At 47.8% G+C, this 12,453-nt stretch carries 5 protein-coding genes; 2 read left to right on the top strand and 3 right to left on the bottom strand.

Features of this window, described 5'->3' with window-relative positions; genetic code table 11:
- Positions 1–184: 184 nt before the first annotated feature.
- Both DXZ20_RS20370 and DXZ20_RS20365 read right to left on the bottom strand, forming a co-directional pair.
- Positions 185–5,932 carry a choice-of-anchor I family protein gene (locus DXZ20_RS20370; protein ID WP_163700160.1) on the bottom strand — a complete coding sequence of 1,916 codons (5,748 nt, stop codon included), beginning with the start codon at positions 5,930–5,932 and terminating at the stop codon, positions 185–187.
- 589 nt (positions 5,933–6,521) lie between these two features.
- On the bottom strand, positions 6,522–7,268 hold the full coding sequence (locus DXZ20_RS20365) for a hypothetical protein (protein WP_163700158.1): 747 nt from the start codon (positions 7,266–7,268) through the stop codon (positions 6,522–6,524).
- Positions 7,269–7,708: 440 nt separating this feature from the next.
- Between DXZ20_RS20365 and DXZ20_RS20360 the strand changes: the two genes are divergently transcribed.
- Positions 7,709–8,062 (top strand): response regulator, encoded by a 354-nt coding sequence (locus tag DXZ20_RS20360; protein WP_163700156.1) that lies wholly within the window; start codon positions 7,709–7,711, stop codon positions 8,060–8,062.
- Positions 8,063–8,129: 67 nt separating this feature from the next.
- On the opposite strand, the gene DXZ20_RS20355 is transcribed toward DXZ20_RS20360, so the two are convergent.
- On the bottom strand, positions 8,130–9,371 hold the full coding sequence (locus DXZ20_RS20355; RefSeq protein WP_163659310.1) for a response regulator: 1,242 nt from the start codon (positions 9,369–9,371) through the stop codon (positions 8,130–8,132).
- A 1,120-nt stretch (positions 9,372–10,491) separates the two neighbouring features.
- On the opposite strand from DXZ20_RS20355, the gene DXZ20_RS20350 reads away from it, so the two are divergent.
- A complete protein-coding gene (locus DXZ20_RS20350) occupies positions 10,492–12,378 on the top strand; it encodes a methyl-accepting chemotaxis protein (protein ID WP_163659309.1) in 1,887 nt (628 codons plus the stop codon).
- Positions 12,379–12,453 lie beyond the last annotated feature (75 nt).

The raw sequence follows: 12,453 nt of genomic DNA, 5'->3' as shown, positions 1-12,453 counted from the left end.
TAGAGTTAGCCAACACTTCAATGAGCGGAGTCGGAGGGGCCGCTTATAAAAACAGGGTGATGCGCGAGGCAATGACGCATCACCCTGTTTTTAAGTCACTCCTTGCTGGCATTCGGGACGATTGGTTCGCTGTAGAAGATGCTACCGCTTAAACCAACCACCCTGAATGCCTGCTAATAGAGCATTAAGCAATTAGCTGAGTAAAGGACGTCTCATCCAATAAAGTTGTTACGTTCTGAACCACAGCTAGATTCTCACCCCCCGTGCTTAACAACAAATCATTGCCTTGCACTGTCTGGGTGATGGCTCCAAAGCTTAAATCTCCCAGCAGACCAATAAAGTCGGTACCGACTTCAAAGTCAGTAATGGTGTCAGTGCCGTGACCCACTGCAAAGGCAAAGGTATCACTACCTTGACCACCGGAGAAGTTATCGCCAGTGAGAGTGTCGTTGCCGACGCCGCCATGGAGCAGGTCATCGCCGTCGTCACCCCAGATCAGGTCATCGCCTTCATCCCCAAACAGCAGGTCGTCACCGCCCTTACCGCCGATACGGTCATTGCCGGCACCGCCAAAGATGGCATCATTGCCACCTCTACGGCCCTGGGGATAGCGGTTGTTGAGGTCACCGCGAAGAATGTCATCACCATCGCCACCGCTAATGGTTTGGTCACCCTCACCACCTGCGAGGGTATCAGCTGCGTCGGTACCGACAACATCGGCATCGGGCTCAACACCGCCATTACCGCCGCCATTGCTACCGCCATCAATAACGGTATCCTCACGGAAGGCCAGGTTCTGGATGCGAGTATCCTCTTCTCGACCAGCATCCGCATTGTTAAAGGCAGTCTCCTCTGTGCCAAAGTTGGCGGCTAGATATTCTGCCAATGCATCTTGCTCAGAACCATCGGGGGCAAATGTGGCCGCACCGGTACGGGCCGCATCGTCTTCTTGGGCTAGCTGGACTACATCGCGGTCAGGGAAGGGATAACCATCGCCACCGCCTGCTAGGAAGTTAAGGGTAACCATGCGGAAGGTGCGGCTGGGGTCACCCACCAGTTCACCATTTTGAACAATCACATCGGCGTCGTTGCCGTCTTCGTCAAGAACAACTAGAGATTGTACCCGGTCATTGGGGTCAGCTGTCAGGTCAAAGCTAAATTCTAAACCACTTACCTGGGGGAAGCGTCCTTGGGTATTGCTGTCATCGGGGCTGCTGGCGGCAATACCGTGTTCGATAACGGCAAGCAATTCTTCGGCGGTAATTGTCAACAGGGTAAGGCCATTGTTAAACCGCAGGCTATTGACAATGTCGTTTTCAGAAATGCCACCTTCGGGTTTCACTCCAGGAATCTCTTCGTTGGGTAGCAGCTCTGGCTCACCAGTGCCACCGGCGGGAACAACGACGCGACCGATGTCATCACGGATACCGCCACCGTTCTTGATGGAGATAACGACATCGGAATCAGTTTCTTTTGCGATCGCAAGATTTGCATCCGCCGTCAGATTACCCAAATTAGTTTCTTGGGTGCGTACGCTGCCGCGCACACCGTTGAGGTACACATCGCTAACCCCAAAGACATTGCTTTCCTTAGCAACAATCACCTCTTCCAGGGCATCGACAATCTCCTGAATGTCAGGATCCACCAAGTTCTCTGCATTCAGATCAGCCACACCCTGTTCGTCAGTGGCATAGGCACCGCTCACCTCAGAGTCATAGCTTTCAGGGATAATGATGCCATTCTCATCAAAGTCAATCACCAAACGACCCACATACTTGTAGTTGCCATCGGTATTGACAATGGCGACGGGATTACCATCAGCATCGGTGGTGAAAATGGGGTAAGTGCCCTGGTCAGTGTCACCATCACGGGGACGGTCGTTTTCATCAAACAGACGGGTGTTAGACCCACCGGCAACAATTACGTCCACATTACTTAGACGCGTGGCCAGCTCTTGCTCAATGCCAATTTGTTGCATGTGAGAGAGAACAATCACCTTGTTCAACCCAGGGTTGAGGGCCAGCATCTCATCCACGTCTTGCTGGATCTCTGCTGCTAGGGCATCCAGCTGCTCAGACGTAGGTACACCATCAAAGGGCTGGGGTAAAACAGTCACATCACCAGGATTAGAGATGCGAACATTCACATTGTTGATGGTGGGGGTGGTGGCACCGACAACGCCAATCTGTTCACCCCCCACGTCAATCACCGTGGTGGCTGCGATGCTGTTGGGCTCAGGAGCCTGATCGTCGGGGACTACCAGGTCTGCCAGATTTTCATCGGTGCTGAAGTCCAGGTTGGAGCTGAGATAGGGGAACAGAGCACCCTCAAATGACTCATCTACGTCTGGTGTCGTGGGGTCATCTTCAGCACCGGCAATCAGGTCGCGCACCAGGTCGGTATCCAGGTCAAACTCATGGTTACCAAAGGCGATGGCCTCAAATCCGAGTTCATTCTGAATCAGAATGTCAGCACGACCGGCACCGCCAAAAGCCTCTTCACTGGCGGAGAAGAACAAGCCAGGAATAATGGCATCACCGGATGACAGGGTAATGGTGTTATCAAAGTCATCCCGCAGGGCGTTAAGGACGGCGGAGAATCGGGGGGCATCTTCTAAAGCAGGAATGCCAGCTTCTTGGTCCGCTGCATGGAGTAGCTGTAGGGTAAAGGTAGAGGGTGCAGTCACAGTTTCTTCTAAGGTAAATCTTGCTACTAAAGGTTCATGGTCACTAGCCACAACAGTGTCAGTAAACTGTGCACCGTTGTCATCGCGGGGGAAGTCGTTATTGACATGCACGATGTCGAATTCGGCTCCGTCTAACAACGAGTCGGTGACAAATATGTGGTCCAGAACCTGACTGTTGCCATCAAAGATAAAGGTGTAGGCATCATCATCGGCAACAGCTTGATCCACCAGGTTGGTTAGCACTCGCTCATCGCCAGTACCGGGCAGAATCTCAGCCAGGTCGTTGGTGAACTCAAAGGTATTGAGGTCGCCCAACACAATTACCTTGGCATCGGGATTGGTGGCCACAATGTTGTCTACAAAATCGTTGAGAGCCTGAGCTTGGGCTTCGCGTTCTTCTTCGCCTGCTTGTACAAAGGGTTGAGGTCCGCCGTAAACAGGAGAAGAACCAAAGCGAGAGGTGAGGTGATTATTGACCACGGTCACCAGATTGCCGTTAAACTCAAAGTTGGCCACCAGTGGCAGGCGAGTGCCATCAAAGGCAGGGGCTTGATCGATAGTGGCAAAGGAGTCTAGGGTGACCCGGTCGGGGTTGTACAGGTAAGCGTTGCGGATGTTGCCACCGGGAACGCCGCCCTGGGTGCCATCTTCTGGAGCCACGTCGAAGAACTCGTAGGTGGGACCGCCAGCAGCTGCGATCGCATCCACCAAAGCCTGTAATGTGGCCGTCGCATCCACGGTGCCGTCATTGGTCACACCGCTGTCATCCTGAATCTCTTGCAAAGCAATAATGTCAGGACTATTGAGATTGTTAACCACTTGCTGACCCAACAGTTCAAACTGTGCTGTATCAGTACCGTCGGCGGCCAGGTTGAGCACATTGTAGCTAGCAACAGTGAGATCATTGTCGCCACCTACCAGATCAGTAACCTCCTGCTCTAGACCGCTGGGGGTAATGTCAAACTCTTCGGTAACATTTACCTCAAAGTTGCCAAAGCTATAGCCAACAACACCGGTCACATCACCCAGCTGATCGCCCACGGTGAGAGCAGGAGTATCAAAGCCCTCAGGCAACAGGTTGGGATTAAACTGAATCTGCACCCGCTCGGGATTTTGATCGCCTGTATTATCAGGACCAGAGTTGAGATTAATGCTGCCCCGCGCAGTCAAACCATCTTCAGGAGTGACGCCTGCACCCTGGTTAGGTAAGGTAACCGCCTCAGCAGAGAATCTACCAAATACCCGGGTGGGAGATACAGCCACTGCATCCTCAACCGTAACGCGCATGCCCTCTAAACTCTCGTAAAAGTCAATGGCATCTTCATCGGGGTCAAAGTTGCCACCGGGTTCCTGTAGGTTGACCGGTAGTTCATCATCACTGATGACAATTTCACTGGGCGCAACTCGGCCGCTTTCACCAATCACCGTGGCTTCTGGTAAATCATTTCCAGAGGAGAGGATGACCACATCTGGATCAATGAGCTGGGTAGTAGAGAGTTCGTTGGTGCGAGAAACCACTTCACTGACTTCACCAAACAGACGCACCTCGTCCCCAATGCTAACGGTGGGACTGCCGCTAGTGGAGATAAACAAGCCTTCGGATGTGGCATCATTGCCATCATCAACAGCAGATTGCACATAGAAGCCACGGAAGTCAACGGCTGTGACAATACCTTCGGTTTGTACCAACTCACCTTCTAACGGAGAGACATGACTTGCACCCTGAATCTCAGAGATGGTAGCAGCCTGCACATTAGTTTCATACACTGCGAAGGTATTGGACTCTTCGTTGGCAATTGTTAGCAACGGCTGACCGGTGGGGCTGTCTTCTGCCGAGATAAAGGTCAAACCCTCAGGGGCAATATCCTCATCACTGCGGGCATACTGCACAAATTCAGGGTTGGTGGGATCGCTCAGGTCATACACCAACACACCCCCGCCAGCCCGCTCTAGACCCACAAAAGCAAAGGGACGACCACCAATTTCGCCCACCGTAACTGCCTCAGGCTCAGCCCCCTTGTTGTCAGAGCGGTTGTCAACCTCAGCGGGGTCACCATCGTTGGCATTAAACAGATCGGGAGTCAGTTCAGCCGTAATCTCAGCAATCTGGCTACCGCTGTCAAACACCTGGTTGCCATTGTCATCCCAGATGGAGAAAGAGCGAGCCCCGTAGGAGAACAGCTGATCGATGTCGCCATCGCCATCAATGTCGCCGTCGATGGAGGAAATTGTTAGGCGGCCCAGATTTTCGTCGTCAGCGATGGCTGGATCAAAGCGCTCGTCGAGGGACAATCCACTACGGCCAAAGGAGGTAACGTCACCTAAATCACCCACACGGATCGCATCGCCACGGGCATCTTCGTCTGCATCTCCCCGGTCATCACCTTCATTAGCGGTGATGTAGAAGGTTTGACCATTCACCTCAAAGGAGGCAATGGAGTCTGGCATGTACATGCCAAACACAGGTTCGGTATCGATGTTGATGCCGCCATCGCGATCGCTAGCATCTAAGCCTACCTGACTAAAGTCCTTAAGCCCCAGGGGAACAATCCCCTCAACTTCATTCGTTGCCAGATTGATCACAGCCAGGGCATTGTTTTCTTGCAGTGTGACAAATGCCTGGGTGCCATCGGGAGAAACCGCCACATACTCGGGTTCAAGATCCTGAGCAACTGTGGCATCGGGAAAGATGCGCACACCATCAGCCCGTAGGTCGTTCTCACGACCGTTGAAGGCTTCAAACCCAACAGTGGTGACACTTGCCTGAGAAATACCGGTCAAGCCACCGGATATGTCAATAATGCTAATGGACCCGTTGGGGTCCACACCGTCATCGGGCTCGCCTTCGTTGGCGGTCAGCAGCTTGGTCCCATCAGGGCTAAAGACAACGTTGTCGGGCAAAGCCCCCACCTGCACAACCTGGAATGCGTTAGGCTCACCCGCGATCACAGCGTCGATGTCGGCAACCGCGACAAAACCAGGGTCGGTTTGAGGGTCAGCACTAACTGCGATCGCAACCACCCCATTGGCAACCGCGACACTGTTTACCCCATCAATGTTAGGAATAAAATCCGCAACATCTAACACACTAAGCAGATCAGGGTTATGGGGGTCAGCCAGGCTCAGCAACTGTACTTCAGTATCACCACTCACCATGAACACAGCATTGGTAGCTGAATCAAAGGCCGCAATCTCAGCACCAATATCACTGGTAAAACTACCAATTCTCTCTAAAAAATCCGTCATGGTTTCTCCCAGAAATTAAATAATTGCTAGCGGACTACATTTCCATGGCCCCAGGGGAGAAGATAGGCTGATGAGCTGCTCCCCATGGCGGGCGACTGTTGTTACGTTTGAACGAAGGATCTCATTGTCAGGGCAGTTATACCTTGCACCCAAGCCTCATCAGCAGTACCCGTCGGATAGGAATAAAACTTGGCATGATAAACAGGAAGCCTGACTTTAAAAGCAGGCAACGCGATGAGCATAACTAGCTCCGTATAACAGTTCAGTAGAACCGTGTCCCCCAAGCAGTAGTAAACGCTAGCCCGACAGACAAAGTAATGCTTCCAGGTAAAGATGGGTTTATGGAAACGTTATCGTCGGAGGAAACAATCCGGATAGAACGGTGAAGTTTACAGAAACTTTTTTAATCAATCATTTCTTTTTGGTTTAAATATGATGTTGCGAAGCTTGAATGTGGTACCCAGAAATAATTCAGATTAATATTGAATATTCTCGCAATGGTACCCCCAGGGAGAGAACACCATGGGTACCATTGAGTACATACGGGGGCATTCCTGTTTGCGATCACCACCATCAGACACGCTAAAGACTACTCAACCTCAGCCCCATTGATGTCATCTGTAGTTAGCTCTCGATTAATGGCAGAATCACGTTGTCTATCCTGCGCTTCCTGCTGAACCGTAGCTTGGAGCAGTAAAATTTCGGCATCTATGCGCTCACGTCTGGCAGTCCAGACTCGATTTAGAGATGCAACACCAGCCTCATGGGCAATGATTTCGTCATTGTCAATTTCCTTAGCAATTTGAAACTGGCGTTTCCGAAATGCAACTTCCTGAGAGGTTACCGTTGGTTCAGAAAGAGGTAATGCCATATCCTTTGCTTCCAGCAACTGCTTAGCGTGCAGCACCATGATTTCGCAATCAAGTCGAAATTTTTCAATCGACAGTACATCCCGTTTAGCAGTTAGGGCTGCCTGGCGATCTAACTCTGCTTGCTCCTCTATATATTTAGCAAAATCAGTCTGATACTGCCGTAATTGAATTTCCTCTTCAGTAATGATTGAAGGAATGATCGGGACTGAGCAGGTTGATGGCACCGCATAGACACCAGGCAAAGCACGGGCAATCAGCCTAACGTCGGATGACGACTGAGATGATTCAGAAGAAGATTCCAAACTAGATTGCCCATCTCCTCCGTTAGAAGAGTGTAGTGGGAACGAAGCAGGCATTCGCGCTCCCATGGCTGACGCACTAGCCAAGCCAATGCACAAAATAGCCACAATCAGTGATTGCAATACATTAGGGGCAAATCGCCATGTTCTCTGACTATTCTTCATCTCAAGTCTTGGGCACCAAACAAAACAATATTGACTATTGACATCTTTCAATGTGTGCCGACCATTTTCTGGGAAGCTCCGGCCCTACTGACGCAAAATTTCCCAAGGAAACGTATCGTCACTAACAATATAAAAATTTTGCCCACACTAGCATTCCCAACAGACTGTCAAGTCAAATTTTAGCGCTCGGAATCTTGATTACTCTATAGGTATGGCCGTACAACCCCATGTTCTTAAACATTTTTTGATCAAAAACACAAGGGCTATTTAAATAATTCACATTCAGCATATAGTTTGAACCATCATTTCCTGTGGTTCCGTCTTTCTAAGCTTTTTATCCCATAAATACCGCCCAAGTACTGAATACATCTAAGTTTGTTGCCCGAGCCTTTCACCGTCTGCTGTAATGAAGTAGTAATTTACTACAGCCTTAATACACAGTGGCAACTATCCTGATTGTCGAAGATGAGCCTCAAATTACAGCCTTTCTAACAAAAGGGTTTCGCCGGGCTGGGTATGAAATATATACGGCCCAAAGCGGTGTTCAAGCTCTATCGCTAGCCACTTCAAAAAATTTTGACCTCATTTTGTTAGATTTAGGGTTACCTGACCTGGATGGTCTGTCGGTTCTTAGTGCAACTCGCTCTCAAGGGGTGCAGACACCGATCATTGTCATAACAGCACGAGACAGTGATAATGATCGACAACAATCCCTATCATTGGGAGCCAGTGATTACATCACCAAACCGTTTAGATTTAGCGAGCTTTTACGCTACGTTCGTGCTCACCTCTAAGAAATAGTCGCCGATAGGTTCAACTGTTAGGGCACCTCATTTAAATAATCACCCCATTACCCCATCCCTAATTCGATAATGGTTGGAGATATTTACGAATCATACTGAGCAGTTCGTTAGGCTCTGGTGGTTTCACCAAGAATTCTGTTGCACCGGCCATACTGGCCCGCGCCCGATCAACGGGTCTACTGCGCCCAGTCAGAATAATAATCGGTGTGTTTTTAAAGGTGGGTGTGTCTCTTAAGAATCGACATATATTATAGCCATCAGCGTTGGGTAGCATGACATCCAACAGTATTAATCTTGGTACATGTTCAATCAGCTGAGAAAAACCCTGCATGGGTTCTTGAATAATCAACGTGCGATAGCCAGCCGTAGCCAATATTTTTTTGAGACTGTGAGCCAGCACAGGACTGTCATCAATGCAGGCAATTAGAGGTTGGTCATCTGTGGCTTGGGGAGCCGGTGCAGACTCAATAAATGATGAGACAGGTTTTTCCAGTTTTGCTGAAATGGTCGACGCCGAAAATGTTCTTGATTTACGGGATACAGATGACGTTGTTGAACGAGTTGACGTCTTTGAGGACTGCGATATGGAGAGTTTAGCTTTGGATAGTGGTAAGTCAGGTATAGTCCTTAATTCTAATGCCTGATTCTTAATCAGGGGCAGTAGATGCTGGGTGACCTCGACAATGGACTTATCAAGCTTTACGGCAATATCCCACAGTGTGTTTCGACCAGTGAAATATTGTTGGGGCAATTGCAATATTTGTGGTTCTACAAACGTTTTCAGGACAGGAGATAGGCTAGGGTTAAGCCCCATTAATCCTGTTGCCTGCCATTGCTGTCGAAGGTTTTGAACTGTACGATGCGTCATCTTGGTTTCCCAAGTGGATAGCGCCAGACTTCGAGATACTTGGGACAGTGACAATTTGCTTGGCTGCCAGTGATGTTGGAGAAACTTACACAGGCTTAACTCAAATAAGCATTCTTGGATAATTGCACGAATCATTAGTTTGGCGCGAATCAAACTTAAATGTTTTTGACTCACTCCAAAATCTAGCCACTGCATCTGCCAGGGCTCATCCGTTGAGGGGTGTATTTCTGTATTAGCCCAACTCACGTTAGGACAATACTTTTCAAAGTTTCTGTTCCAGCGTCGAACAACATGTGTATTATCCACAGCGTAGAGCAATTGTCCTTGGATAACGGTGAGCTTCCAGCTCAACTGTTGATTGCTGAAAATCAAGTATCCATCCAAGTTTGTGTTGGGAAGCTTTAACAGCTGAGTCAGCTCTGTAATTTCCATCGGTAACAGTATTTAAGGGTGCGATGATTGCCAAGAAGCTCCTGATTTTAAGCGCTTCTCGATTGAGATGAATACACGCTGGGATAGTGGTTAAGGGGAATGCATTGGCAGTTCTTTAACCAAAAAGTATCAATAATATAAATAAGACTATGAATAGTGTTTAACCAACAAACCATCCACGTAAGAGAGGATTATAGCCAACTCAAATAAAGTATCTCGCACTAAAAACAAAAGCTTAATGCGAATTAACAATTAACCAATGATGGCTTTGATGATAAATTCTAGAGATCAATCGGACTAATATCACTCCACTGATAATTAGTAATATTTTCAAAGCTAATCGTTTTTGGCTAGGTAAAGCACCTGTCTTGCTTGAACTTTAATCCTATCAGCAACTTTTTTAAAGATGTAGTAAATCAGCCCAAATCACGAATATACTTTTCAGTTTCGCAGTGAGTTATAGAGAATTTCTAATGGTTTTCAATGGAAATAACTATTAGACTTTTGTCTATACAAATTGCTAGATCCTTTGAATAAAGGTGATTTGCCATCCTTTGTAGAGATAGGTACTAGACTTTTGTCTAGAAAGGTAGCTGCAACCAATTGAAATAGAGGGCTTCTGGTGTTCTTTGTTATGAACATATATCTTTCATTATCCCTCTCTGAGCTGCTAAAACTATAGCTTAATTTTGGCTTTTTTAGAGGATTAATAGTCAAATATAGTTCTTATTCTTGGATAAATAAAACAGTTAGATCAGATGCAAAAAGCTTGCGTTTTTAGGTGCTCCCATAAATGAGAAAATTTTTATTTTTGGGTTGCTTTTAGAGATTTTTTAGATGAGAAATCTTTCATATTTTAATTGTTCTGATGGTGCCTGAGTTTTATTTTTTATTTTTTATTTTTTTTTTGATATCTATCCTGATTCTGACTCATTAGGAAGTCATGTTTTGGTGTGTCTAATTAAAGTTGATAGATTCACTTAATGGGATAGGCAACAATATTGGCTGAAGTCTCAAATATGCATTGAATCAGCGAAATTGCAGCGTCTCCTCATTCTTTGCACCTCATTCTCAGTTTTCGTCTAATTTTTAGTTTCTTAATCTCAGAAGAGCACTCACCATGTTTGCAAACATCTTTGGCAGCTTCCAAAAACTTAAAATCCAGCAGCAGCTTCTACTTCTGATTATCTTGAGCGCAGCAATTCCAGCCTCAGTCGTTGGACTATTGGGTACAACCTCTGCCAGTAATACCTTAGGCAACAATGCGACCGAGTTACTACAGGAAGAGGCGCAGGAAACTACTGATGAAATTAGTACTTTTTTGACAGGGCTCAATGAGGATGTTCTGTTTCTGAGTAAGCTGCCTCCAGTTCAGGGGATGATCCGTGCCCGTGCCAACGGTGGTACCGATCCTCAAGATAATTCTTCCTATGATGAATGGGCTGGTCGTCTACAGGATGTCTTTCAGAGCATCATGGAGGAGAAGCCTCAATATATGCAGCTGCGGTATATTGATGAGTCTGGCGAAGAGCTGGTGCGGGTAGATTCTGATGGTAGTTCAGTGACTCCCATTCCGAGGTCTCAGTTGCAGAATAAAGGGGACCGAGGTTATTTTACTGAGACGGTCTCGTTATCACCCGGTAGCGTTTATACATCACCCGTGAATCTCAACCAGGAACAGGGAGAGATTGAAGTCCCCTTTAAACCGGTTATTCGCTATGCTACGCCTGTGGTAGATGCATCCGGTCAGCAGCGGGGAATTATCATTTCCAATGTATTTGCCAATAAGTTTTTAGAGTTTCTGAGTGATTCAGAGGAACTGCAGGACGAGGAGCTACAGCTCGTTAACCAAGAGGGTTATTTTCTCGCTCACCCAGACTCTGAAAAGTTGTGGGGCTTTGACTTGGGTAAAGAGGAAACCCTGGCAACTGATTATTCCCCAGAGCTGGCGGAACAAATCCTGTCCAGTGAATCGGGCATTATTAACCTGGATCAACACATTATTGCTTATAAACGGTTTGTGCCTAATCCAGATCGAGCCTATGCACTGACTGCGATCGCAAAAGTACCCCGTAGCGAAGTATTTGCCTCGGTTAACTCATTCAAACTTTTTGCAGGTTTAACCGTTGTGTTATCTCTGGGGCTGGTGATTCCGTTTGCGATTTGGCGTGGACGGCAGTTAGTATTGGTGCTCGAAAAAGTATCTTCTAACATTGCTACGTCTACCCAAGAAATGGCCTCCACTGTGGCCCAGCAAGAACGGATTGCTAACCAGCAGGCTGTTTCGGTGAATGAAACGACCACCACGATGGACGAGCTAGAAGCGTCTTCTCGTCACGCGGCTGAACAGGCAAGTGCCGCCGTTGAAGCCGCAAAACTGGCTTTTTCGGCCTCGGAAGAAGGGGCGAATTCATTGAATGCCAGCTTGGAGGGGATGTTTAGTCTGGAGCAGAAGGTAGATGAGATCGCAGAGCAAATTGTTAATCTTAGTAGCCAGGCGGATCAAATTAGTAATATCTCCCAACTGGTGATTGACTTTGCCAACCAAACCAATATGCTTGCGCTTAACTCATCGGTTGAAGCTGTCCGAGCAGGAGAACATGGTAAGGGATTTGCTGTCGTTGCCAACGAAATTCGTAAGCTGGCAGACCAAAGCCAGCAATCAGCTGACAAAATCAACAACCTGGTGTCTGACATTCAAAAAGCAATTAATGAAACCGTCATGGTGACAGAGGAAGGTACCAAAACTGTGAAAACAGGTGTGGAAATCGCCAAGCGCACAGAATCAGCCTTCAATCAAATCCAGGACTCTGTCAATCAGGTGGTGATCAATAACCAGCAAGTGTCACTGAACCTCAAACAGCAGGTAGATGCTATCAAACAGGTTGTCCACGCGATGGAACTGATTAACCGGGGTGCTCAGGAAACGGCTGGTGGTTTGAACCAAACCAAAGTAGGTACAGATCAGCTAAATGAGGCCGCTCTAGACCTGGAAAAGATCATCTAGGCCCTGACTGCATCATGGCTCCCTGGCTCAGCCAGGGAGTTTGCCGAACCAGGCGAATTCACCGTAATCTCTAAC

Source organism: Adonisia turfae CCMR0081, from assembly GCF_011009555.1.
Lineage (GTDB): Bacteria > Cyanobacteriota > Cyanobacteriia > Phormidesmidales > Phormidesmidaceae > Leptothoe > Leptothoe turfae.
This window is presented reverse-complemented; position numbering and strand designations above follow the sequence as displayed.